This window comes from Formosa sejongensis (assembly GCF_033447105.1).
Taxonomy (GTDB): domain Bacteria; phylum Bacteroidota; class Bacteroidia; order Flavobacteriales; family Flavobacteriaceae; genus Formosa.
Genome location: NZ_JAWQUN010000014.1, coordinates 71,034 through 94,315, shown reverse-complemented (window position 1 = coordinate 94,315; position 23,282 = coordinate 71,034). Strand labels below are relative to the sequence as shown.

Genomic DNA, 23,282 nt, shown 5'->3' with positions numbered 1-23,282 from the left:
TAAACTCATTTTTCAATTTACTATCTTTAACTACTTATTATCTAATTTCAAAACATGAACTATCGCACACTAGGTAAAACAAATTTTAAAATTTCAGAAATCTCTTTAGGAACATGGCAAGTTGGAGGGAAATGGGGATCACCTTTTAATGACTCTTCTGCAGACCATTTATTAAATACCGCTATAGATGCAGGTGTAAACTTTATAGATACTGCAGATGTTTACGATAATGGCTTAAGTGAAACAGCTGTTGGTCGTGTAGTGCGTTCTAGATCAGAACGTATTTATGTGGCTACAAAATGTGGTAGACAAATAAATCCACACACCAATGAAGGGTATACGCCAAAAGTCATTCAACAATTTGTAGAAGACAGCTTAAAACGTACAGGTTTAGAATGCCTAGACTTAGTTCAGTTACATTGTCCACCTACGGAAGTATTCTATCGTCCAGAAATTTTCGAAGTATTCGACAGACTGAAAGATCAAGGTAAAATATTGAATCTTGGAGTAAGTGTAGAAAAAATTGAAGAAGGATTAAAAGCATTGGAGTTTAACAATGTCGCTTCTGTTCAAATTGTTTTCAATCTATTTCGTCAACGTCCATCCGAATTATTATTTAAAGAAGCTGCAAAACGCAATGTTGGAATTATAGCAAGAGTACCATTGGCAAGCGGTCTCTTAACGGGTAAATTCACAAAAGAAACTTCTTTTTCTCCAGACGATCATAGAAATTTCAATAGAAATGGTGAAGCCTTTGATAAAGGAGAAACGTTCTCTGGAATTCGATATGAACAAGGCTTAAAAGCTGTTGAGGCTTTAAAAGAAATTTTTCCAAATACAACCAATTTAGCACCTTTAGCTTTACAATGGATTTTGAGTTTTAAGGACATTAGCTGTGTTATTCCTGGAGCAAGTAAAACAGAACATGTACGTTCTAACTTGTCTGTTTTCGATTTACCAAAACTGACAACACAAGACATTGATAAAATGAATACCGTTTACGAAACCCTTATAAAACCTGAAGTACATCAACTATGGTAAAAGAAAAAGATATAGACACACCTCCTGCTTTAATAACTAGAGACTGGTTAGCAATAGAACGCACAAAATTGGCTAACGAACGTACATTTCTAGCTTATTTCAGAACATTTATGGTGTTTTTAGGAACAGGATTAACCATTATTAAATTACATATGTTTGTGCAAATGGAATGGTTTGGCATTGTGTTATTAATTATTGCTCCAGTACTATTAGCAATAGGTGTTTACAGATTAATAAAAGTTCGTACTATAATACGAGAGCATTATAACGTATAAATGAAAGCAGCAACAGTAAGACAAATAAAAGTAGAATTACAAGATCAGACACCAGCTGAACTTATAGATTTATGCTTACGACTATCTAAATTTAAGAAAGAAAATAAAGAGCTCCTCACCTATTTATTATTCGAATCTTATAATGAATCGGATTATATAAATCACATTAAAATTGAGATTACAGAACAGTTTGAAACTATTAACACCATTAGTTTTCATTATATAAAAAAGAGTGTGCGTAAAATTTTAAGACAACTTAAAACATATGCTCGTTATTCTGGAAAAAAAGAAACTGAAGTCGAGTTATTACTTTTTTTCTGTTCGGAGTTAAAAGCTTTTAAGCCGTCCATAAAAAACAACGTTACACTTATGAATTTATATAACAGAACAATAGAAAGTATTAAAAAGAGTATTTCAACTTTACACGAAGATTTACAATACGACTACCAATTAGAACTCGAAAAGCTATAAAGATTCGATATTATAATTCGTCATTATTAAGGTGATTTTCCCCGTTTTCACACCTTCTTCTTTAATTTGTTTTCTATCGATAGACGTGTCTTTTCCCATATAATTCAAGGGGATTTTTATGCGTTCTATTTCAAAATTCACATCTACTAATTCAGGTAATAAAGAGTCTTCTTTTTCAAATTGAAATACCAAGATATAGGTACCATTTTTTTTTGTATTTATTTCAGATTCGGCAATTCTAACACGTGTTGTATCTATTAATAATGTAGCGATAGAAAAATCGGCACGTGTATCAGTAGGTATTATATTTATAGCTTTATATGTAAATCCATCTCTCGTTTCTTCACCACGATCTACCGTAATAAATGGATATTCGAATAATTGTTGAAGCGAGAAATCTAAACCACGCCTAGGAATCATAACGAAATCTGATGATGAAAATTTTGGTTGTTCACCTTTACTATAAATCATTTTAGCATGTTTAGTTGGCATATTTATAAAACTAACATCAACATCCAATTGGATATCTACTGAAAAAGCTTCTATAGCATCCATTCGTGATTTAACAGCTAATAAGTCCGTATCAATATCTTGTGCAAAAACGGTAGAAACACCAAGAAATAAAAGTAAAAATCGTATCATCCAATATCTTTTTTATTGAAAACATAAATACCAATCCCCATAATCAATCCGATATAAATCGTTAATAACAATGTGTTTTGAAATATAGCGTCCCAATGAATTTCAGTATAAAAAAAGTACTGCCAAGTATCGTTTAACTTGGCAAAAAATAAGCGGTTAAACCAATCGATTCCAAAATCTACCTTCAATAAAATATTGGAAAGTATTAAAAAAAATGCTGAAACAATCCACGTTTTGGTAGCTTCCTTAAAAAACACAGCAATGGTTAAACTGGTAACAGAAAAGAAAACCATAGAAAATGCACCAGATAGAAAGGCCCATTTTAAACGGTAAAAAGCGTCTGTTTGTTCAAAGAAATTTAAAGCGTTTAAATACACGATTAAATCTCCTTTTCCAAAAATGCCGTACGACAATACAAATGCAGAAAGTGCTACAAAAAATACTACTATTAAAGTAAAAATAATCGCGACTATATACTTACTTGTTATAAATTTCCATTTACTAATAGGCTGCAACATCACGGCCTGCAACGTTCTATCTTTATATTCTGTAGTTAAAGTTCCTGAAACAATAATCATTAAAATTAAAGGCAAATGAAACCATAACGTATTTAAAATAAGGTACACTAAAAGGTTTCCGTTAAGTAAAGTCCCTTCAAAATAAAAAGTTTGCTTTAAGTTATCTAATAGAATATCTATAATATTAGTGCCTTGAAAATATGCACTTACCAATACCACAGCTTCAATAATAAAAAGTGCTGCGAGGGCATAATACGTTTTACTTTGCTTATAAAGTTTATAAAATTCTGAAGAAATTAATGCTAGCATGATCAAGGGTATTGAAACAATTTATCCATATCTAATTCGGGTACGCAAGAGGTTATAAAAATCTGCTCTTCAGATAATTCCTGAATAAGTTTTGGAACTTGATTTGTGGTAATTGCAACATGAGCAATTTCACCTTTAAAAATTACATTGTATTTTTTTAAAGCTTCAGACAATTTAATATTAGATGCACTAAAACTATAACTATTGGTGTTTTCTAGAATGATATCTTGAGCAAAACCTGATTTTATAATTTTACCATTTTTCATTACATACATGCTGTTACAAATTTTACTAAGCTCTTCAATAATATGAGATGAAATTAAAATAGCAAGATGCTCTTTTTCGGCTAAATCAATAATTAATTTTCGTAATGCTGAAATACCTAACGGATCTAATCCTGAAAAGGGTTCGTCTAAAACCAAACATTTGGGATTGTTAAGTAAGGCAATTGCAATACCCAAACGTTGTTTCATTCCCATAGAATAATTCTGAACAGGATCTGTTCTATCCAGCGGTAATCCTACTTGTAATAAACGGGTTTGAATATCTGTTTTCGAAAGTTTTAACCCCTGAATTTTACAGAATAAATGTATATTCTCGTAAGCATTTAAATACTCGTACAACGCAGGTTTTTCAATAATTCCTCCAATGGGCTTCACTCCTTTAGCTTGCAAAGTTACTGTACCGGACTGTGGTTTCACTAAACCTAAAATAATCTTAAACAGCGTTGTTTTCCCTGCTCCATTTGCACCCAGCACACCACAAATTTCCCCCGCTTTACATTTAATGTTCACCGCTTTTAAAACCTGTAATTTTCCGTACGATTTACATAAATCTGTTGCCGATAATATCATGAAGTTAATTCGAGTTGAAGTTCCTTATAGTTATATTTAGAGATATAACTGCGTTCCAAAAAAGTACGCGACCAAAATGTTTTTCTTAAGAAAAACAAAGGGTCTATAACCATAAAATACGGTAGATAATGAAACCATTTTACGCCATGTTGGTTATAATAATTAACGACTTTATCTTCTATTCCCAATTCGCTAGCAGCAACTAAAGCAGCTTCACGCTGACATTTTGAAACGATATAATTAGCAGCAATACGTTTTCTGAAACCATATTCGAAAAACTGATCTTTAGCGCGTTTATAATTTTGAAAACGCGACCAACCATCCATTAATACTAAAAATATATGTACAAAAGAAAACAGAAAACACCATAACCAAAACCCTTGGATCCATAAATTAGGTTGTAAAAAAGAAGCTTTTAACTGTACCCAATATATCCAAGATTCTAAAAGAAAAAGAAATAGTGCATAGTAAAGTAGTTTACCTACCCTAAGATAAGAAACTATTACACTTGGCTGTTTAGGTAAATTCAGCAATTCCATAAGGACAAATTAAATAAATCTTTAAATGGATTCAAATTTTTAAACCATTTATAAATAAGAAAGCCTGTAAAAATTTTACAGGCTTTAATTATATTGTAAATGTACAGTGTTAAAACATCTCTCTTCCTGAGAAATGGAAAGCACTCTCAATAGCTGCGTTATCGTCACTATCACTACCGTGTACTGCATTTTCTCCAATTGAAGCAGCAAACAATTTACGAATCGTTCCTTCTGCAGCTTCTGCAGGATTAGTAGCACCAATAAGTGTTCTAAAATCTTCAACTGCATTTTCTTTTTCTAAGATCGCTGCTACGATTGGTCCTCGAGTCATGAATTCAACTAATTCTCCAAAGAAAGGTCTTTCGTTGTGAATTGCATAAAACTCTTGAGCATCAGCAATTGTCATTTGCGTTAATTTTAATGCAACGATTCTAAATCCTGAAGCGTTGATCTTTTCTAAAATTGCCCCAATGTGTCCGTTTTCAACCGCATCTGGCTTAAGCATTGTAAATGTTCTATTTGTTGCCATTTGTTTTTTTAAATTTACGCCAAAAGTAATGCATTTCTTAAGAAATACAATATAATCGCATATTAAAAAATTGTATCTTCGCGTCTTATGACAACAGCAGAAATCACCCAAATTCAAGCGCTTTTAAGCACGCCAAAACAGATTATTATTGTACCTCACAAAAATCCAGATGGCGATGCTATGGGTTCTACCCTAGCACTATATCATTATTTAAAAGCACTTAATCATGACGCTATTGTCATGTCTCCTAACGATTATCCAGACTTTTTAAAGTGGTTACCAGGCGACGATACCGTTTTGAAATACGAATCTGAAACAGAACGTTGTAATACATTATTACAGAATGCAGACCTTATTTTTACATTAGATTTTAATGCGTTGCACCGTGTCGGGAACATGGGAGATCGTATTGGTGAAAGCCAAGCAATTAAAATAATGATAGATCACCATCAACAACCAGACGACTATGCAAAATACATGTTTTCTGATGTTAGTATGAGCTCTACCTGCGAAATGGTGTATATATTTATTAAGATGTTAGGTGATGAAAACCTAGTTACAGCAGATATTGCTACCTGTTTATACACAGGAATTATGACAGATACAGGCTCCTTCAGATTTCCTTCAACAACCAGTCAAACACATAGTGTTGTTGGAAAATTAATTGAATGTGGCGCTAATAATGCCGAAATACATAATGCCATTTACGATACCAATAGTTTCGCAAAACTTCAACTTTTAGGATGTGCTTTAAAGAATTTAAAGGTGATTCCTGAATTACGAACAGCTTACATTACGCTTTCTCAAGATGAATTAAATCAATTCGATTTCAAAAAAGGAGATACTGAAGGCTTTGTAAATTATGGTTTATCACTAAATAATATTATTTTTGCAGCGATTTTTATCGAACATAAAAAAGAGAACATTATAAAAATATCATTACGCTCTAAAGGAGACTTTTCTGTGAATGAATTTTCTAGACAATATTTTGAAGGTGGAGGACATACCAATGCTGCCGGTGGAAAAAGCGATTTAAATTTAACTGAAACCGTTGAAAAATTTATTAGTATATTACCAAGCCATAAAAATGAATTAACCTCATGAAAAAAATAGGTTTATGTTGTTTGGTTATTTTCAGTATTATAAGCTGTAAATCTCCGGAAGCCAGACGACCAATATCGGTAAAAAGTGGTTCGTTTGTAGATGAGTCTATAGCGCGAAACATTAAATTATACGAAAACGAGAAAATGCGTTTCCAAGAAATTATGGATGCTAATCCAGACCAGGTTTACTTGGTTTCTCAAAATGGATTTTGGTACACATTTAATACTAAAAAAGAAGCAGATTCTTTACCACAACCTGATTTTGGAGATGTTGTAAACTTTGATTACAACGTTAAAACCATAAATGGAGATATGGTTTACACCTATGCCGAAACAAAACCCGACACGTATATAATGGACAAACAGGAACTGTTTACCGGCTTGCGTGAAGGTTTAAAATTAATGAAAGCTGGAGAAACAGCAACCTTCTTATTTCCTTCGGCAAAAGCCTATGGCTATTATGGCGATCAAAATAAAATAAACACAAATACACCTCTTATTTGTGAAGTAAAAATTCATTCAATAACCGAAAATTAATATTACAAAATGAAATTATTTAAACAATCAACAAAATTATTTTTGCTTACTCTTTTGGTAAGTTTTACAGCTTGCAACGATAAATATCCTGATTTAGAAGACGGAATGTATGCTGAGATTATTACTAATAAAGGAATTATGGTTGCCAACCTCGAGTTTGAAAAAGCTCCAGTTACCGTAGCCAATTTTATTTCGCTTGCAGAAGGTACAAATACCATGGTAGATAGTACTTTTAAAGGTAAACATTTCTACGATGGCATCATTTTTCATCGCGTTATTGATGGATTTATGATTCAAAGTGGAGACCCAACCGGAACAGGAACAGGTGGCCCAGGATATAAATTTGCAGATGAATTTAACGAGGAGTTAAAACATGATGGCTCAGGAATTTTATCTATGGCTAATGCAGGTCCTGGTTCTAACGGAAGTCAGTTTTTTATTACTGAAGATGCAACACCTAACTTAGATAACAGACATACTGTTTTTGGTGAATTGGTTTTAGGTCTTGATGTTCAAGATTCTATTTCTAATGTAGAAAGAGATGGAAACGACAAGCCTCTTGAAGATGTTGTTATCGAATCTGTAATAATTATTAGAAAAGGTGCTGCAGCGAAAAAGTTTGATGCTAATGCTGTTTTCTTAGACAGTTTTGCTGAAATAGAACGTAAAGAAGAAGAAGCTGAGCAAAAATTAACTGACGCTAAAGCTGCATTTTTAGAAAACGATAAAGCATTAAAAGCTAACATGAAAACATTACCTACAGGTTTAGGAATGTCTGTTATTAGTGAAGGTGACGGTGTTACACCAGGCTCTACAGATAGTGTACTTATTAATTATGCAGGATATTTAGAAGACGGTTCTTTATTTGATTCTAATTATGTTGAAGTTGCTAAAGAATTTGGAGTGTATAACGCACAAAGAGATCAACAAGGTGGCTACCAACCATTCCCTATGATTTATAACGAGACTGCTGGCTTAATCCCTGGATTTAGAGAAGCGATGTTAAACATGAATATAGGAGATAAAGTTAGAGTTTACATTCCTTCAGCTTTAGCTTACGGAGAAAGAGGTGCACCTCCAGTGATTGCTCCAAACACGAACTTAATTTTCGATTTAGAAATTGTTGGTGTTGCAGAATAAGTATAGAAATGTTTCACATTTACCCATAAAAAAGGCCGCTATAATTAGCGGCTTTTTTCATATATAAACTTTCCTATTTTTTAGGAATTTCTTTTAAAATTTCAAGAACAAATTTCCAATATTTCTGAACTGAAGAAATACTAGCACGCTCGTCTGGAGAATGTGCTCCTTTAATGGTCGGTCCAAAACTAATCATTTCCATTTCTGGATAATTAGAACCAATAATTCCACATTCTAATCCTGCGTGACATGCCGCAACATGGGCCTTTTCTCCGTGTAACTTTTCGTAAGTCGCATCTAAGACTTTTAAAATTGATGAATCCATTTTTGGTTCCCATCCTGGATAATCGCCAGAGCATTCTACCTCACATCCTGTTAATTCAAAAGCAGAACGTAATGTATTTGCTAAATCAATTTTAGAACTTTCTACAGAAGAACGCGTTAAGCATCCCACTTTTATATGTCCGTCTTTTACAATTACTCGTGCAACATTATTAGATGTTTCTACCAATTCAGGTATATCTGCACTCATACGAAACACACCATTATGTGCAGCATACAATGCTCTTGTAAATCCTTCTTGTACACCTAAATCCATAATAGTTTTTGGCAATTCAATCGCTTCAACTAACACGTTTAAGTCTGGTTCCATGGTTCTTAATTCCTCTTGAATAGTAGCCGTTAGCTGACTCATTTCTAATTCAAAAGCATCTTGATGAATAGAATCTATAGCTACAATAGCAAAACTTTCACGTGGAATAGCGTTACGTAAACTTCCACCATCAATTTCAGAGATACGCAATCCGAAATTTTCAAAACCATCAAATAACATACGGTTTAAAATCTTATTTGCATTTCCTAAACCTTCATGAATTTGCATTCCTGAATGTCCACCTTGTAAGCCGTTAACTGTTATTTTATATCCTAATTTAAACTCAGGAGTTTCTTCTTCTTCATACGTTCTAGTTGCCGTAACATCAATTCCTCCTGCACAACCTACGCCTATTTCATCATCTTCTTCAGTATCTAAATTTAAAAGTATTTTTCCTTCTAAAACACCACCTTTTAAACCTTGAGCACCTGTCATTCCAGTTTCTTCATCAATAGTAAATAACGCTTCTATCGCTGGATGTGCAATTTCATTACTTTCAAGAATAGCCATAATTGTAGCGACTCCTAAACCATTATCTGCTCCTAAAGTTGTACCATTTGCGCGAACCCAATCTCCATCTACTAGCATCTCGATACCTTGGGTGGCAAAATCGAATACTGTATTACTGTTTTTTTGATGAACCATATCTAAATGCGACTGCATTACGATTGGTGCTCTATCTTCCATCCCAGCACTTGCCGGTTTTTTAATTATTACATTTCCAACTTCATCTTCAATAGTTTCCAATCCTAAAGACGTTCCAAAATCTTTCATAAAGGCAATCACTTGCTCTTCTTTTTTCGATGCTCTTGGGACAGCATTTAAATCTGCAAATTTGTTCCAAAGGGCTTTTGGTTCTAGTGCTCTTATTTCTGAATTCATAATTTCGTTTTATAATGTTGCACAAAGGTACATATTAGCAACAACCTTTTACAAACATTTACCTATTTTTGAACCATGCTTAAAAACCCAAAAACATATCTAGCTTTTTCATTGATTCCTGTCTATTTCCTTGTGAATTTCTTATCGAATTATCCTGAGATTATAGAACATTATTACAGCAATGGAATTTACCCCATAATTTCTAAAAGTTTAAGATATGGCTTAGGATGGATTCCTTTTTCCTTTGGCGATTTTATATATGCCTTTGGTATCGTTTATATTATACGATGGGCAATTGTGAACAGAAAACGATTTTTAACAGACACTCAAGACTGGCTTATCGATATCTTATCGGCTGTTACTTTATTGTATTTTGCGTTCTATTTATTTTGGGGTATGAATTATTACAGATTACCACTCCATCAGAATTTAAATTTAGAAGCAGATTATACTTCAGAACAACTTATTTCTATAACCAAATTATTGATTGATAAAACGAATTCCCTCCAGTATGAAATCACTAAAAACGATACGCTAAAAGTAGAGATGCCTTACAGTAAATCGGAAATTATGAAGCGTTCAGAATCGGGTTATAAAAATCTGGAAGCACAATATCCGCATTTAGAATATCAGCCACGAAGTATTAAAAAATCACTATTTAGTATACCTCTTACTTATATGGGTTTTAGCGGGTATTTAAATCCGCTAACAAATGAAGCACAAGTAGATTATTTAATTCCGACATATAAATTCCCAACAACATCTGCACACGAAATGGCACATCAATTAGGTTATGCTGCCGAAAACGAAGCAAATTTTATAGGGTGTTTAGCAACTATAAATAACGACGATATTTATATGAAATACTCAGGATATGCATTCGGATTACGTCATTGTTTAAATGAAGTTTACCGTCGTGACCCAGAGCAGTATGAAACTATTGTCGCAACAGTAAACATTGGAATTTTAAAAAATTATGATGAAACACGAATCTTTTGGGAGGATTATCAAAACCCATTAGAACCTCTTTTTAAGATGAGTTATAACTCGTATTTAGAAGCTAATAATCAGAAAGGTGGCATGGAAAGTTACAGTTATGTGGTGGCGCTTTTGGTGAATTATTTTCAGAAAAACCCAGTTTAATACAAAAAATGTTAACACCGCGGAATCAACCGCTCTGTTAACATTTTTTGCTTATTGGTGTTTTATAATAAATTATTCTATTGTTTCAGCACCTTCTGGAACCTCATAAAATGAAGCGTCTTGCTTGTCCTTAGATATGTTTACCTCAGAAAACTCAACTTCTTTTTTCACATCTACAGGTTTGCCATCTACCACATTATACCATTGTATTGATTTCGGTAATTTCACACCGTTTACATCTTGCCAATTCCCATATTTTATATAGCTAAATTTCTTACTTTTCTCTTTAGCAAAAAACGTCATTGTATACGCTAACCAAGTCATTTCATTCGTTTTAGCATCATAATAAATAATGTATTCATCATCTGATGATTCCCCTACTCCTGCATCATAAGATATCTGAATTCCAGGATATTCCACACCTTCAAAAAGTAAAGGTTCTGCTTCTCTATAAGTAATTCCATCATCAGATAATACAAAAGGCATCGCATAGAAATAGAACATTAAATTATAATAAAACTTAGGTTTCCCTTTGTATTCTGTAGTATTCTTAGATTCTAACCACACATCGTTCCCATTAAAACCTAACACGTGATTTGCCATATCAACCTGTGCCTTTCTACTTTTTAAATCGGTAGTTGTTACTTCTGCACCTTCTGGTTTTTGCATCGTAAACGCTAAAGTTTGCATCGCATTCCAAGTGTCCAAACCGCCGTGAGCTTCAAATACATTTGCGATGTTCTCCGGATAGCTTTTAGACTCATTTTTTTCAGTTATGACTTCCTCTGTAGAAATCTGTTCTGTAATTTTCTTTTCGGTAGATTGCTTACAAGATGCGAAAGCCAAAATTGATAAAAGTAGTAACGTATTTTTCATAGTGTTTTAATGTTTATAGCCTTTGACGCGTTCTAATGCTATTAATTACATCTAAAACATTTACTTTTGTTTTTTTTAGGTTATGAAAGAGATTACAAGCATTCAGAATAGTTACATCAAACAATTGGTTCAATTAAAAGAGAAATCTCGTGAACGTAAAAAATCAGGTTTATTTTTAATTGAAGGTCAGCGTGAATTGTCTCTAGCATTAAAAGGACATTACGAGATTGTAACACTTTTGTATTGTAGAGATTTAATTGAAAATATTGACATTGAATTGTTAACAACACCCAACACTCAAGTTATTGAAGTCTCTAAAGATGTGTATCAAAAATTAGCCTATCGAGACACAACCGAAGGTGTTTTAGCCGTTGCCAAAATGAAAACTTTAGGCCTAACAGATTTGGTTTTCGACAAACCCAATCCCTTAATTTTAATTGCTGAAGCTCCAGAAAAACCTGGAAACATTGGTGCTTTATTACGTACTGCCGACGCTGCAAATGCAGATGCTTTTATTATTGCAAATCCTAAAACCGATTTATACAATCCAAATATTATTCGTTCTAGTGTGGGTTGTGTATTTACAAACCAAGTCGCTTCTGGAAGTACCGAAGACATAATTTCATTTTTAAAATTTAAGAACATTAATATTTTCTGTGCCGCTTTACAAGCTTCAAAACCATACCATACACAAGATTTCACAGTGGCTACTGCTTTAGTCGTCGGAACCGAAGCCACAGGTTTAAGTCAGGAATGGCGCGACCATGCGACTCAAAACATTATTATTCCAATGCAAGGTGAAATCGATTCTATGAATGTTTCTGTAGCCGCAGGAATTTTAGTTTTCGAAGCCAAACGTCAGCGACAATTCGCTTAATTTTTTCAGAATAATTACTTCTTTTTTTATGACTTCTACGACTCTATTTTATATCATTATTGCCATCATTATCATCGATTTTATAGTCGATAAAGTTCTTGATGCACTAAATGCTAAACATTTTAATGATGCACTTCCTGCAGAACTGCAAGATGTATACGATGATGAAGAGTATAAAAAATCTCAGCGTTATAAAACAACTAATTATAAATTTGATTTATTAACATCTTCCTTTTCAATCCTACTAACTTTAGCCTTTTTGGGATTAGATGGATTTGAATATATAGATAATTTTGCAAGAAACTTCAGTGATAATTCTATTGTAATTGCACTTATATTCTTTGGTATTATAATGATTGGAAGCGACATATTAACAACTCCTTTTTCTTATTACCAAACCTTTATCATTGAAGAGCAATTCGGATTTAACAAAACAACTAAGGCGACATTTTTTATAGACAAATTAAAAGGTTGGCTCATGATGGCTGCAATTGGAGGTGGAATTTTAGCGCTAATAATTTGGTTTTACGAAATCTCAGGTGAACATTTTTGGTTATACGCTTGGGCTTTAATTGCCATATTTAGCTTGTTAATGAACATGTTTTACGCAAAATTAATCGTGCCAATGTTTAATAAACAAACCCCTTTAGAAGCAGGAACGTTACGAGATAAAATTTCGGAATATGCAAAAAATGTAGGATTTAAATTAGATAATATTTTTGTTATTGATGGCTCTAAACGTAGTACCAAAGCAAATGCCTATTTCTCTGGCTTTGGAAGTGAAAAACGGGTGACACTTTACGATACTTTAATTAACGATTTAAATGAAGATGAAATTGTTGCAGTTCTTGCTCATGAGGTTGGGCATTACAAAAAGAAACATATTATTTTCAACTTAGTGACTTCAATATTACTTACTGGATTGACACTATTTGTTTTGTCTTTATTTATATCTAATCCGTTATTGTCTCAAGCTATTGGAGTAGACATTCCTAGTTTTCATGTGGGGCTTATTGCTTTCGGATTACTGTATAGCCCAATTAGCGAACTTACAAGTTTAATTATGAATGTGTTTTCTAGAAAATTCGAATATCAAGCAGACGATTATGCTAAAAACACTTACAATTCTAAAGCATTAATTACATCTTTAAAGAAACTATCTAAAACAAGTTTAAGCAACTTAACACCGCATCCTGCTTACGTATTTATGCATTATTCACATCCTACCTTATATAGTAGAATTCAAAATTTAAGACGTAAATAGGTCATTTTAATTAAAGTAAAGGAGATAATAATCTAGCTAATTTTTCTGAAAGTTCATGATACCAAGAACGTTCCTGCCAACGTTTTAAATCAATTTCTTCAGCGCCATTTAAGTCGTTATAATACGCATCTTTAAGTTTCTTATTAACACCTCGATCATAGACAATTGCATTTACTTCAAAGTTTAAATCGAAACTTCTCATATCCATATTTGCAGAACCAACAATTGCAATTTCATCGTCTATGGCCATGGTTTTAGCATGTATAAAACCTTTTTTATATCGAAATATTCGTACACCAGCTTTAAGTAATTCTTCGTAATACGAACTGGCAGCTGCATTAACTAATCGAGAATCTGAAGACCAAGGCACCAATAGTTTAACTTTAACACCGCTCATAGCCGCAATACATAAGGCATCCATAATACTTTCGTTTGGAACAAAATAAGGAGTGGTAATTAACACTTCGTACTCTGCTAAACTAATCGCCTGCAATAAAGAATACAAAATGGTTGGCGTACCAGAATCGGGGCCGCTAGCAGCAATTTGAACGGCTATATTAGTTTTGGTTTTAAAAGTATCTAAGTCGGGAAATAAATCACCTTCAGGTTCAATTTCACAATTTGCACAAAAATTCCAGTCACATAAAAATAGATATTGTAAATACCATACCGCAGGCCCATGAATCTTTAAATGGGTATCTCTCCAGTATGTAAATGGATCGGTGGTGATTTCATTTATATATTTATCGCTCACATTTATTCCGCCAACGAAACCAACACGACCATCGATTACAATAATTTTACGGTGGTTGCGATAATTCATCCGATTCGCTAAATAAATTAATTTAATCTTATAAAACGGATAGGCTTCAATTCCCGCATCTCTTAACCGATACACCAAACTTTTACGAATAGAGCTACTACCATAATCGTCGTACATAAACTTAATTTGAACACCTTCTTTAGATTTTTTAATTAAAAGTTCTTCTATCTTTTTCCCAACAACATCGTCTGTAAAAATGTAATATTCTATATGAATATGATGTTTTGCTGCTTCGATAGCTTTGTAAACTTCAGGAAATTTATTTTCACCATTAATCAATAAATCAACTTCATTACTATTTGTTAACGGACTCGATATTTCTTTAAATAATAAATGAACAAGCCTTTCATTAGATGATAAAAGTTCTCCTTTATTCTTTATAATTCGTTTGGCATATTGCTCTAATTTTATCTCTAATTGTTTTTCGAATTTTATATTACTAAAAAGCTTTTTACTATAAATCTTTCGGGTTCTATAATTCATTCCAAACGAAAAATAGAATATAATTCCAATAAATGGCACAAATACAACTAGCAATAAATACGATAGCGTTTTAGTAATATGATTAGTATCGTAAATAATACGCAGGCACACTATGGCTACGATTATAATATAGGAAAGCTGTAAAATTAAAGTCCAATTCATAGCTAGAAACTACTGGTGTTTTTATTTTTTTCTTCTATCCAACGTGACATAAATTTGGTGCTTTGCATACTGTGATGTTGCAACATAGCCCCCATAAAATTATGTAAACGATGTGATTTTAAATGATTTTGAAGTTCTTCTATATGCTCCAAAAACTGCTGTTGAAAATAGGTTTTATTAAAGCGTGAATTTAAACTTTTAAATCCGAAGTGCTGTTTTTCATTCCAAAGGGCTTCTGTAGTATATAATTCTGAAATTTTAAATGCAAATTGCTCAGCATCATCTTCTATAAAACCATTTAATTCTAGATTTCCAAACATACCCTCGGCAGCGATTGAAGACATCGCACAAGGTGTACCGTTTGTCATAGCATCTACCAATTTCCCTTTTAATCCCGCGCCAAAAACTAAGGGTGCCACACATACTTTTGCGTTTCTCATCACTTCATTTACATCTTCAGCAAAACCTTTTATAAAGAATTTATCTTTGGGTTGATGCAATTGATTTACTTTTTGCGATGCATACGATCCATATATATGAAGTTCTGCATTTGGTAATTTCGTTTTTATTAGCGGCCAAAGGGTTTGTTTTAAATACAAAACCGATTGATAATTGGGTTCGTGTAAAAAATTACCAATGGTTACAAAATGTTGACGGTCGTTAAATTTCGGTAATTGACTTTGACTATCTTCTGAAGCACCTTCTAACATAAATGGCAAATACAGCAATACGTTTGAAGGCACATTAAATTTTTTAGTTAAAATTTCTATCTCAACTTCAGAGATCATAAGGCTCATATCACATCTATAAACACTTGCAATTTCACGTTTTGCAATGTCGTTAAACAAATATTCGTCAGTAAATTCAACTTTATCTTTATACGCTTGCTGACGACCTTTTCTTAAACAATGTAAATCTTCTGTATCTAAAATTTTCAGAGCATTCGGGCAATGTTCTGTAACCCGCCATCCAAACTGTTCTTCCATTAGAAACCTATCGAAAAGCACAATATTGGGTTGTAAATGCGTTATAAATGCATCGAAACTAGACTGATTCAGCTCAATATTTTTTTCATCTATTCCTAATGCTTTTAAATCGGCACTTTGTTCACTTTTACTACTCGGACTTGAAAATGTAATTTGATAATTTTGTAGTTGAAATGCTTCTATAAGCTGCATCATTCGACTACCTGCAGCCGATGATTTTGGCTCTGGCCATACAAAACCAATAATTAATACGTTGGTCATAAATTATTCTGGCTTCGGTATTAAAGTCAATTTAATACGAACATTTTCTGCCCATTCTTTTATAGATTCAATATCAGAATCTGAAAGTTTAGCTTCGCTGTGCGCCCAAGTATAAGACTCTAAAGGCATTTCTTTATCGACTACCATTTCAATTAATTCTTCAAATTTATGGTCTTTTTTCTTCACAGAATAACTCTCCCATTTGCTAAAATCAAAATGCTTTTTACCATCATTTACATGTTCAGCCATCCAATAGTTAACCGGAGTTAGATTATTATACCAAGGATATCTCGTATGACTACTATGGCAATCGTAACAGCTTTCTTTTAAAATAGCTGCAACATGTTCTGGCGGATTAGTTTCAGTAAGAAAAGGTTCTACAGATGTTAAATCTCCAGTGTTTTTTTCAGGCCCAAAAAATTGAGCAATTATAAACACGACAAAAAGCAGTATCAATATTTTTTTAAGAGTTTTCATTTATTTAAATTTAATAATTAAAAGTATAACAATTAAGTGACTACAGAACAACTTTATGAGCAATTAAATTATGTAAATCACTCCCGTGAAAAACGTTTGTATTATGCTAATCTGGTTTTAAGTCATCCAGAATTTATTCCGAATGTTATAGAAGTACTCTTTAAAACTGAAGATAAAATATCATGTAAAGCTGCTTGGGTTTTAGAATTTATGTGTGGCAAAAATTTAAACGCACTACTTCCCTATTTAGACATGTTTACATCTAAAATACATACCGTTCATTTAGACTCTGCTGTTCGACCTGTTGCAAAAATATGTGAATATTTAGCAAAGGCTAACGATAATATCGAAAATCCAACTTTAAAAAAAGCACTCAAGCTAGAATACAAAGAACGTATTATCTCTGTGTGTTTTGACTATTTAATTAACGACGAAAAAATTGCACCAAAAGCATATGCCATGAATGCTTTATATTTATTTGGTAAAGAATTTCTATGGATACATCCAGAATTGGAGGTTATTTTAAGACGTGATTTCCAAATACAAAGTTCAGGATTTAAAGCACGAGCTCGGCATATTTTAAAGTACATTAACAAGAAAAAATGAAATCTGAAAAATCGATAGATTTAATGAAATCCTTTTAAAATATCGGCTTTAAAAGACAACGAAATGCGTATATTTGCGCTTTAAAAAAATTCACAACACATGTCAATATCAACACTTAATGCTATTTCGCCAATTGATGGTCGTTACAGAAGCAAAACAAGTTCGTTAGCCCCTTATTTTTCGGAAGAAGCTTTAATAAAATATAGAGTTCAAGTAGAAATAGAATATTTTATTGCACTTTGCGAAATCCCATTGCCACAGCTTAAAGATTTTAACAGTGCGCTTTATGGTGACTTACGTGAGATTTATAAATCATTTTCTACGGAAGATGCTTTAGCAATTAAAAAAATTGAAAGTGTAACTAATCATGATGTTAAAGCTGTTGAGTATTTCATAAAAGAAAAATTCGATGCTTTAAATATTTCAGAATTTAAAGAATTTATTCATTTCGGATTAACATCTCAAGACATTAATAATACAGCAATACCGTTAAGTATTAAAGAAGCATTAAACGAGGTTTATATACCGAAGTTACTTGCTTTAAAAAATAAATTACAGGATTTATCTGTAGAGTGGAGCGACATACCTATGTTGGCAAGAACCCATGGACAGCCTGCTTCTCCAACACGTTTAGGAAAAGAAATTGAAGTTTTCGTTGTAAGATTAAATGAACAATTTAAATTTTTACAAACTGTACCACACGCTGCAAAATTTGGTGGTGCTACAGGGAATTACAACGCACATAATGTGGCGTACAAGCATATTAATTGGAAACAATTTGGAAACAGCTTTGTACAAGATATTTTAGGTTTACACCATTCGTTTCCAACAACACAGATTGAACATTACGACCATATGGCTGCTTTGTTTGATAACATAAAACGTATAAATAACATTTTAATCGATTTAGATCGTGACATTTGGACGTACGTTTCAATGGATTATTTTAAACAACGTATTAAGGAAGGTGAAGTTGGAAGTTCTGCTATGCCACATAAAGTAAATCCAATCGATTTTGAAAATAGTGAAGGAAACTTAGGTATGGCAAATGCTATATTTGAATATCTTTCTTCAAAATTACCAGTATCAAGATTACAACGTGACTTAACAGATAGTACGGTTTTAAGAAATGTTGGTGTCCCTTTCGGACACACATTAATCGGATTTGAATCGACTTTAAAAGGACTAAACAAATTACTTTTAAACAAAGAGAAATTTGCTCAAGATTTAGAAAATAACTGGGCTGTAGTTGCCGAGGCTATTCAGACTATTTTACGCCGTGAAGGATATCCTAATCCTTATGAAGCTTTAAAAGGCTTAACACGTACAAATGAAAGAATTAACCAATTGTCTATTTCAAATTTTATCGATACCTTAGAGGTATCAGACGATATCAAATCAGAATTAAAAGACATTACGCCTAGTAATTACACTGGGATTTAGAAAAGGATTTAGAAAATTAAAATTTATATGCTTTCAGATAAAACTTCATTTATATTAACTATTGCGGTCTCTTTCGGATTTTCTATTTCAGGCATGTTAGATATTTTAGACAACTTTGTAGTGGTTACACTTTTAATGTTGGGCTTTGTTTTAATAGTAGCAAATCTATTTACATATGATAAAGTTCAAATTGAAGATTATGAAAAGCCAACGACAACAAAAGATGATTTTGAAACATTCTAAATCATGAATAATAAATACAAAAAAAAGCAGCTTAGATAAGCTGCTTTTTTTATTCCTCTTCTTCGGAAGCGCGTTCTAATATAGATTCTGGAAGTGCCTTTTTGGCTTTGGCTCCCATTTTTTTAAGTTTTTCTACACTCGTAATTAAATTACCTCGCCCATCGACTAATTTGTTCATTGCAGCTGAATAATCCTTTTTAGCATCGTCTATTTTCTTACCAACACCAGTAAGATCTTTTACAAGTCCTTCAAATTTATCGTAAAGTGACCCAGCAAGTTTAGCAATTTCGAGTGCATTACGTTGCTGTTTTTCGTTATTCCACATACTGTCTATAGTACGTAATGTTGCAAGCAAAGTCGTAGGTGTAACAATAACAATATTCTTCTCGAATGCTTTATTATAAAGTGTATTATCTTCGTTTATTGCTACTGCGAATGCAGGCTCTATAGGAATAAAAAGCAAGACAAAATCTAGAGACTGCATATCGTACAGATCCTGATAATTTTTGGCAGAAAGCTGGTCCACGTGTCTACGAATAGAATTTACATGTGCTTTTAGAAACAAAGCACGAAGGTCTTCTTCTGCATTTACAAAACGTTCATAATCGGTTAATGATACTTTCGAATCGATAATCATACGCTTATTATCTGGCAAATGCAACACCACATCTGGTAACACCCGAGTCCCATCTGGGCGTGTAAAATGTTGTTGCACAAAATACTCGCGATCCTTCTCTAAACCTGACTTTTCTAACACACGTTCTAGTACCAACTCGCCCCAATTCCCTTGCATTTTACTATCCCCTTTTAAAGCTCTAGTAAGATTCGTAGCCTCTTTAGTCATTTGTTGGTTTAAATCTTTCAGTCCTAATAATTGTTCTTTTAAGGCAGAATGCATACTAATACTTTCTTTCTGAGAATCGTCTACTTTTTTCTCAAAACCTTGAATCTTTTCCTGAAGCGGATGTAAAATATTTTTGATATTTTCTTTATTCTGAAGGGTGAATTTTTCAGATTTTTCTTCTAGAATCTTGCTTGCAAGCAACTCAAAATCTTTACGAAGCTGCTCTTGTTGCTTCACCAAATCTTTATCGCGCTGAAAGTTTTGCTGCTGAAGGTTTTCATATTCAGAATTTCTACGTGTTAATTCTGTGTTTAAAAAATCTTTTTCTCTTCGGATTTCTTCTCTGTCACGTTCAATATTTGAAGTATTTTTTTGAAGAGATTCTAACTGAAATTTAAATGCTTCGTCTTGTTTTAAATTTTGAGAAATGGTATCAGTTTTAAATTCTGTAAACTGCCGAAGCAATTGCGAATTACGTTCTTCTACTCGACTGTATTCACCTTTACTTTTTAGTTTTGAAATTGTAAAGCCTATAAAAGTTCCTACAATAGAGGAAACTCCTATAGAGACTAACAATATAATCGTATCGTTCATTTACTGTAGTTTACCCAAATATAAAGGTATTACGTAAAAAATAGAACGTATACTTAAGATAAAAATTCTAAAAATTTATAAAACAGAATTCTCTATCGTTATATCTGAATATTGCCAGGCCTTATCAAACTCTGTTTTTATCTTTTCGGCTTCAATTGTTTTACCTTGTTCAGAAAGGCTCTTAGATAATCCCATTAAAGACCAACCATTTTGTCTTAATTTGTTCAAATCTTCTTTATAAACTACTTCTGCCTTTTCAAATTGATTAGCATTCATTAATACTGCTCCTAAATTTTGTCTTGGTGGAATATACCATGCAGAAGGTTCATTATAAATAAGGTTATCTTCTAATATTACGGCTTGCTCCAAGTGAGCAATTGCTTCCTTAAAATCACCTTGTTCATTTGCTAATTCTCCGGAAACTACTTCATAAGCTAATTTTGAAATTGCAGTTCCGTTATCGAATCCTGAAGCCTTAATAGTTTCCATATCTGGATCTGTAGTATAGGTTTTAATAGCTTCTAATTCTTCTTTAGCTTCAGGTATGTTGTGTTTTTTAATAAAAGCAATCCCTCTAGCATAATGCCAAATAAGCTTTAGATATTTTATATCGTCATTTGGTTTTGGGTACGTTAAAATATCATTCCATTTTCCAAATCGAACATAAGCTAATAATGGTGTAGCTGCAAAATTTTGAAGAAAATGAAGCGCTTCCATTTCTCCAACTGGAACTTTTTCTGCAGTCTTCTTAGCTGCATCAATAGCGGTTTTACTATCTCCTAATAAACTAGCTGCAGACCATAAAAAATGAATGTTATGCGGATAATAACCTAATGGATAAATACCTTGAGAAAAACACTGAGAAATATAATCTTCATCTGCTAAAATGGCTTTTTTATTTACTTCTACCGCATCTTTATATCTACCTACCCGTATATAAATATGCGATGGCATGTGCACTATATGTCCAGCACCTGGCATTAGTTCTCCTAATATCTCTGCACTAGGGACAGCTAATTCTGGAGTTGGAAGTTCTACCATATGAATATAATAATGATGCGCTCCTGGATGATTTGGATTCTCCTTCATGGCAAACTCTAAAGCTTCTTTAGCATCCTTTATATTTGGCATCGGATTGCCATTCTTATCCCAATAATTCCATCTCGCTGTATTCATAACCGAAGCCGCATACAATGTTAGGATATCAGGATCTTTAGGATATTTCTTTACGACCTTTGCCATCGCAATCATGTACTCTAAATTTAATTCTTCTACAGGTGTACTAAAATCGTTGGAGTATCTATAACCTAAAGCTTGTATTAAATCTCGCTCTTTTTTTGTAGTACCAGCAATATGTTTATTGGCTTTTAGCATCGCTTTATTATAGCTCTCTTTTCTATCTTCTGTGGGTTCTGGATCATTTATATTTGGGCCTAAAGTATAGGCTTGCCCCCAATACGCCATAGCTAAATCAGGATCTAATCGCGATGCCTCCATAAAAGAACGATGGGCTTCGGCATGATTAAAAGCGTAAGTTAAACTTAAGCCTTGATTAAAAAAACGTTGAGCTAAATCGTTTGTTGTGCTAACTTTATAACTGTGATTTCCGATATTTTCAAACAACGGTGCAATCTGTTTTGTAGAATCAACATCTGATAATAAGAAATTAGTAGACGTACAGCCAATGGCATTTGCACCTATTTTTTTAGAATAATCAAATTTATCATCCCCAAAACTATAAAAGAAATAAAAAATAGCACACGTAAATATTGAAAAAATCAGAAGATTTAATGTTGTTTTCATAACCATCTTGTTTAATAAAAATTAAACCATAACATGAAAATTCAATTAAAAAAGGTAGTAAAGAGCTATAAATAAACATCTTAAATTTACAAAATTTAAAGAACCTATTTTATTTATTCACACGAAAACTTCCAGTTTCTGAATCAAACTGAATTAAATCTGCAGGAAATAAAGTACTAAACACACCTTGCTGAATTAGGTTACAAGGCGAATCTGAAACAACATTCGCCGGTGTCATCACTATCATTTTATCACAAAGTTGAATAGCCAAGTCTATTTCGTGAGACGAAAACAAAATGGTTTTACCTGTTTCTTTAGCAAGTTTTTGAAGCAGTTTTAACGTATATGCCTTATGATACATGTCTAAATGTGTCGTTGGCTCGTCTAAAATAATTAAATCGGTATCTTGAGCTAACGCACGAGAAATCATCACTTTTTGAAGCTGTCCGTCGCTCAATTCAAAACACTTTTTATATTTTAAAGTTTCGATATTGGTTAATTTCAACGCATGGTTTACTTTCTCTAAATCTGAATCAGATAAGGTTCCGATCCAATTCGTATAAGGTTGCCTGCCTAATGCTACCAATTCAAACACCGATAAGTTTTTCGAAGTTAATTTTTCGGTAAATACAATACTTAATACTTGAGCCAATTCTAAAGCATCAAAAGTTGTAACATCTTTATTATTAATAAAAACCTTTCCGCTTAATGCGTCTTGTGTATTTGTTAGCGTTCGTAACATTGTCGATTTACCAATTCCGTTTCCACCAACTAAACCTATAAGTTCACCTTTTCCCAGAGAAATATTTATATGCTTCGAGATCACATGTTCGTCCTTTTTAGAACGGTAACCAATAGTTAAATCTTCGGTTCTTAAAATGATATGTTTATTAATTTCCTTCATC

The 23,282-nt window shown here is 32.8% G+C and carries 25 protein-coding genes; 12 read left to right on the top strand and 13 right to left on the bottom strand.

Annotation, left to right across the window (positions count from 1 at the left end; all coding sequences use genetic code 11):
• Positions 1-54 precede the first annotated feature (54 nt).
• The 3 genes from R6X41_RS13530 to R6X41_RS13520 are packed head-to-tail and all read left to right on the top strand — an operon-like array spanning position 55 to position 1,787.
• Positions 55-1,041 carry an aldo/keto reductase gene (locus R6X41_RS13530; protein WP_318500874.1) on the top strand — a complete coding sequence of 329 codons (987 nt, stop codon included), beginning with the start codon at positions 55-57 and terminating at the stop codon, positions 1,039-1,041.
• Entirely contained in the window at positions 1,035-1,316 is a 282-nt protein-coding gene (locus R6X41_RS13525; protein WP_318500873.1) for a DUF202 domain-containing protein, read from the top strand. The genes R6X41_RS13530 and R6X41_RS13525 overlap by 7 nt, the downstream gene beginning before the upstream one ends.
• Positions 1,317-1,787, top strand: coding sequence for a hypothetical protein (locus tag R6X41_RS13520; RefSeq protein ID WP_318500872.1), 471 nt, complete (start codon positions 1,317-1,319; stop codon positions 1,785-1,787).
• Here R6X41_RS13520 and R6X41_RS13515 read toward each other — a convergent pair.
• The 5 genes from R6X41_RS13515 to R6X41_RS13495 form a co-directional block, all read right to left on the bottom strand.
• The gene (locus tag R6X41_RS13515) at positions 1,782-2,429 is read right to left on the bottom strand and encodes a hypothetical protein (protein WP_318500871.1); all 648 of its coding nucleotides are present in this window, start codon (positions 2,427-2,429) and stop codon (positions 1,782-1,784) included. The genes R6X41_RS13520 and R6X41_RS13515 overlap by 6 nt on opposite strands.
• Complete coding sequence (locus R6X41_RS13510; protein ID WP_318500870.1) at positions 2,426-3,256, bottom strand: DUF2705 family protein; 831 nt, start codon at positions 3,254-3,256, stop codon at positions 2,426-2,428. The genes R6X41_RS13515 and R6X41_RS13510 overlap by 4 nt, the downstream gene beginning before the upstream one ends.
• Before the next feature lie 2 nt (positions 3,257-3,258).
• Positions 3,259-4,110, bottom strand: coding sequence for an ABC transporter ATP-binding protein (locus R6X41_RS13505; protein ID WP_318500869.1), 852 nt, complete (start codon positions 4,108-4,110; stop codon positions 3,259-3,261).
• Positions 4,107-4,649 (bottom strand): hypothetical protein, encoded by a 543-nt coding sequence (locus R6X41_RS13500; RefSeq protein ID WP_318500868.1) that lies wholly within the window; start codon positions 4,647-4,649, stop codon positions 4,107-4,109. Before R6X41_RS13500 ends, R6X41_RS13505 begins: the two co-directional genes overlap by 4 nt.
• A gap of 109 nt (positions 4,650-4,758) precedes the next feature.
• Positions 4,759-5,178, bottom strand: coding sequence for a nucleoside-diphosphate kinase (locus R6X41_RS13495; protein WP_318500867.1), 420 nt, complete (start codon positions 5,176-5,178; stop codon positions 4,759-4,761).
• A gap of 87 nt (positions 5,179-5,265) precedes the next feature.
• Here R6X41_RS13495 and R6X41_RS13490 point away from each other — a divergent pair, with 87 nt between their 5' ends.
• Genes R6X41_RS13490 through R6X41_RS13480 form a run of 3 tightly spaced genes read left to right on the top strand, consistent with a single transcriptional unit; the run spans position 5,266 to position 7,958 of the window.
• On the top strand, positions 5,266-6,282 hold the full coding sequence (locus R6X41_RS13490; protein ID WP_318500866.1) for a DHH family phosphoesterase: 1,017 nt from the start codon (positions 5,266-5,268) through the stop codon (positions 6,280-6,282).
• Positions 6,279-6,818, top strand: a complete 540-nt coding sequence (gene gldI, locus R6X41_RS13485; protein WP_318500865.1) for a gliding motility-associated peptidyl-prolyl isomerase GldI — start codon at positions 6,279-6,281, stop codon at positions 6,816-6,818. The genes R6X41_RS13490 and gldI overlap by 4 nt, the downstream gene beginning before the upstream one ends.
• A gap of 9 nt (positions 6,819-6,827) precedes the next feature.
• Positions 6,828-7,958, top strand: a complete 1,131-nt coding sequence (locus tag R6X41_RS13480) for a peptidylprolyl isomerase (RefSeq protein ID WP_318500864.1) — start codon at positions 6,828-6,830, stop codon at positions 7,956-7,958.
• A gap of 73 nt (positions 7,959-8,031) precedes the next feature.
• On the opposite strand, the gene R6X41_RS13475 is transcribed toward R6X41_RS13480, so the two are convergent.
• On the bottom strand, positions 8,032-9,492 hold the full coding sequence (locus R6X41_RS13475) for an aminoacyl-histidine dipeptidase (protein ID WP_318500863.1): 1,461 nt from the start codon (positions 9,490-9,492) through the stop codon (positions 8,032-8,034).
• Positions 9,493-9,567: 75 nt separating this feature from the next.
• Here R6X41_RS13475 and R6X41_RS13470 point away from each other — a divergent pair, with 75 nt between their 5' ends.
• Complete coding sequence (locus R6X41_RS13470) at positions 9,568-10,635, top strand: DUF3810 domain-containing protein (protein ID WP_318500862.1); 1,068 nt, start codon at positions 9,568-9,570, stop codon at positions 10,633-10,635.
• A 72-nt stretch (positions 10,636-10,707) separates the two neighbouring features.
• Here R6X41_RS13470 and R6X41_RS13465 read toward each other — a convergent pair whose 3' ends face one another.
• Complete coding sequence (locus R6X41_RS13465; RefSeq protein WP_318500861.1) at positions 10,708-11,511, bottom strand: DUF6503 family protein; 804 nt, start codon at positions 11,509-11,511, stop codon at positions 10,708-10,710.
• A gap of 82 nt (positions 11,512-11,593) precedes the next feature.
• On the opposite strand from R6X41_RS13465, the gene R6X41_RS13460 reads away from it, so the two are divergent.
• A complete protein-coding gene (locus tag R6X41_RS13460; protein WP_318500860.1) occupies positions 11,594-12,388 on the top strand; it encodes a TrmH family RNA methyltransferase in 795 nt (264 codons plus the stop codon).
• Positions 12,389-12,416: 28 nt separating this feature from the next.
• Entirely contained in the window at positions 12,417-13,652 is a 1,236-nt protein-coding gene (locus tag R6X41_RS13455) for a M48 family metallopeptidase (protein WP_318500859.1), read from the top strand.
• Between the two features lie 10 nt (positions 13,653-13,662).
• Here the strand turns inward: R6X41_RS13455 and cls are convergent, their stop codons facing one another.
• From cls to R6X41_RS13440, 3 genes are read right to left on the bottom strand one after another with little or no spacing between them, the layout of a single operon-like run.
• The gene (cls, locus tag R6X41_RS13450) at positions 13,663-15,120 is read right to left on the bottom strand and encodes a cardiolipin synthase (protein ID WP_318500858.1); all 1,458 of its coding nucleotides are present in this window, start codon (positions 15,118-15,120) and stop codon (positions 13,663-13,665) included.
• Positions 15,121-15,122: 2 nt separating this feature from the next.
• Positions 15,123-16,367: a glycosyltransferase gene (locus R6X41_RS13445; protein WP_318500857.1), complete on the bottom strand. Its 1,245-nt coding sequence runs from the start codon at positions 16,365-16,367 to the stop codon at positions 15,123-15,125.
• A 3-nt stretch (positions 16,368-16,370) separates the two neighbouring features.
• The gene (locus tag R6X41_RS13440; protein WP_318500856.1) at positions 16,371-16,844 is read right to left on the bottom strand and encodes a heme-binding domain-containing protein; all 474 of its coding nucleotides are present in this window, start codon (positions 16,842-16,844) and stop codon (positions 16,371-16,373) included.
• Between the two features lie 36 nt (positions 16,845-16,880).
• Here R6X41_RS13440 and R6X41_RS13435 point away from each other — a divergent pair, with 36 nt between their 5' ends.
• From R6X41_RS13435 to R6X41_RS13425, 3 genes are all read left to right on the top strand, one after another.
• Positions 16,881-17,450: an adenylosuccinate lyase gene (locus tag R6X41_RS13435; protein WP_318500855.1), complete on the top strand. Its 570-nt coding sequence runs from the start codon at positions 16,881-16,883 to the stop codon at positions 17,448-17,450.
• 99 nt (positions 17,451-17,549) lie between these two features.
• Positions 17,550-18,893 (top strand): adenylosuccinate lyase, encoded by a 1,344-nt coding sequence (purB, locus tag R6X41_RS13430; protein WP_318500854.1) that lies wholly within the window; start codon positions 17,550-17,552, stop codon positions 18,891-18,893.
• 27 nt (positions 18,894-18,920) lie between these two features.
• Positions 18,921-19,136 carry a hypothetical protein gene (locus R6X41_RS13425; RefSeq protein WP_318500853.1) on the top strand — a complete coding sequence of 72 codons (216 nt, stop codon included), beginning with the start codon at positions 18,921-18,923 and terminating at the stop codon, positions 19,134-19,136.
• Between the two features lie 49 nt (positions 19,137-19,185).
• On the opposite strand, the gene R6X41_RS13420 is transcribed toward R6X41_RS13425, so the two are convergent.
• The 3 genes from R6X41_RS13420 to R6X41_RS13410 form a co-directional block, all read right to left on the bottom strand.
• The gene (locus R6X41_RS13420) at positions 19,186-20,574 is read right to left on the bottom strand and encodes a DNA recombination protein RmuC (RefSeq protein WP_318500852.1); all 1,389 of its coding nucleotides are present in this window, start codon (positions 20,572-20,574) and stop codon (positions 19,186-19,188) included.
• Between the two features lie 75 nt (positions 20,575-20,649).
• Positions 20,650-22,377: a tetratricopeptide repeat protein gene (locus R6X41_RS13415; RefSeq protein WP_318500851.1), complete on the bottom strand. Its 1,728-nt coding sequence runs from the start codon at positions 22,375-22,377 to the stop codon at positions 20,650-20,652.
• Between the two features lie 109 nt (positions 22,378-22,486).
• The gene (locus R6X41_RS13410) at positions 22,487-23,281 is read right to left on the bottom strand and encodes an ABC transporter ATP-binding protein (RefSeq protein ID WP_318500850.1); all 795 of its coding nucleotides are present in this window, start codon (positions 23,279-23,281) and stop codon (positions 22,487-22,489) included.
• Between the last annotated feature and the right edge of the window lies 1 nt (position 23,282).

What these genes read in the sequence shown, in the direction of transcription:
- R6X41_RS13530 (WP_318500874.1), top strand. Translation starts at nt 55, where the DNA reads ATGAACTATCGCACACTAGGTAAAACAAATTTTAAAATTTCAGAAATC.
- R6X41_RS13525 (WP_318500873.1), top strand. Translation starts at nt 1,035, where the DNA reads ATGGTAAAAGAAAAAGATATAGACACACCTCCTGCTTTAATAACTAGA.
- R6X41_RS13520 (WP_318500872.1), top strand. Translation starts at nt 1,317, where the DNA reads ATGAAAGCAGCAACAGTAAGACAAATAAAAGTAGAATTACAAGATCAG.
- R6X41_RS13515 (WP_318500871.1), bottom strand. Translation starts at nt 2,429, where the DNA reads ATGATACGATTTTTACTTTTATTTCTTGGTGTTTCTACCGTTTTTGCA.
- R6X41_RS13510 (WP_318500870.1), bottom strand. Translation starts at nt 3,256, where the DNA reads ATGCTAGCATTAATTTCTTCAGAATTTTATAAACTTTATAAGCAAAGT.
- R6X41_RS13505 (WP_318500869.1), bottom strand. Translation starts at nt 4,110, where the DNA reads ATGATATTATCGGCAACAGATTTATGTAAATCGTACGGAAAATTACAG.
- R6X41_RS13500 (WP_318500868.1), bottom strand. Translation starts at nt 4,649, where the DNA reads ATGGAATTGCTGAATTTACCTAAACAGCCAAGTGTAATAGTTTCTTAT.
- R6X41_RS13495 (WP_318500867.1), bottom strand. Translation starts at nt 5,178, where the DNA reads ATGGCAACAAATAGAACATTTACAATGCTTAAGCCAGATGCGGTTGAA.
- R6X41_RS13490 (WP_318500866.1), top strand. Translation starts at nt 5,266, where the DNA reads ATGACAACAGCAGAAATCACCCAAATTCAAGCGCTTTTAAGCACGCCA.
- gldI (WP_318500865.1), top strand. Translation starts at nt 6,279, where the DNA reads ATGAAAAAAATAGGTTTATGTTGTTTGGTTATTTTCAGTATTATAAGC.
- R6X41_RS13480 (WP_318500864.1), top strand. Translation starts at nt 6,828, where the DNA reads ATGAAATTATTTAAACAATCAACAAAATTATTTTTGCTTACTCTTTTG.
- R6X41_RS13475 (WP_318500863.1), bottom strand. Translation starts at nt 9,492, where the DNA reads ATGAATTCAGAAATAAGAGCACTAGAACCAAAAGCCCTTTGGAACAAA.
- R6X41_RS13470 (WP_318500862.1), top strand. Translation starts at nt 9,568, where the DNA reads ATGCTTAAAAACCCAAAAACATATCTAGCTTTTTCATTGATTCCTGTC.
- R6X41_RS13465 (WP_318500861.1), bottom strand. Translation starts at nt 11,511, where the DNA reads ATGAAAAATACGTTACTACTTTTATCAATTTTGGCTTTCGCATCTTGT.
- R6X41_RS13460 (WP_318500860.1), top strand. Translation starts at nt 11,594, where the DNA reads ATGAAAGAGATTACAAGCATTCAGAATAGTTACATCAAACAATTGGTT.
- R6X41_RS13455 (WP_318500859.1), top strand. Translation starts at nt 12,417, where the DNA reads ATGACTTCTACGACTCTATTTTATATCATTATTGCCATCATTATCATC.
- cls (WP_318500858.1), bottom strand. Translation starts at nt 15,120, where the DNA reads ATGAATTGGACTTTAATTTTACAGCTTTCCTATATTATAATCGTAGCC.
- R6X41_RS13445 (WP_318500857.1), bottom strand. Translation starts at nt 16,367, where the DNA reads ATGACCAACGTATTAATTATTGGTTTTGTATGGCCAGAGCCAAAATCA.
- R6X41_RS13440 (WP_318500856.1), bottom strand. Translation starts at nt 16,844, where the DNA reads ATGAAAACTCTTAAAAAAATATTGATACTGCTTTTTGTCGTGTTTATA.
- purB (WP_318500854.1), top strand. Translation starts at nt 17,550, where the DNA reads ATGTCAATATCAACACTTAATGCTATTTCGCCAATTGATGGTCGTTAC.
- R6X41_RS13425 (WP_318500853.1), top strand. Translation starts at nt 18,921, where the DNA reads ATGCTTTCAGATAAAACTTCATTTATATTAACTATTGCGGTCTCTTTC.
- R6X41_RS13420 (WP_318500852.1), bottom strand. Translation starts at nt 20,574, where the DNA reads ATGAACGATACGATTATATTGTTAGTCTCTATAGGAGTTTCCTCTATT.
- R6X41_RS13415 (WP_318500851.1), bottom strand. Translation starts at nt 22,377, where the DNA reads ATGAAAACAACATTAAATCTTCTGATTTTTTCAATATTTACGTGTGCT.
- R6X41_RS13410 (WP_318500850.1), bottom strand. Translation starts at nt 23,281, where the DNA reads ATGAAGGAAATTAATAAACATATCATTTTAAGAACCGAAGATTTAACT.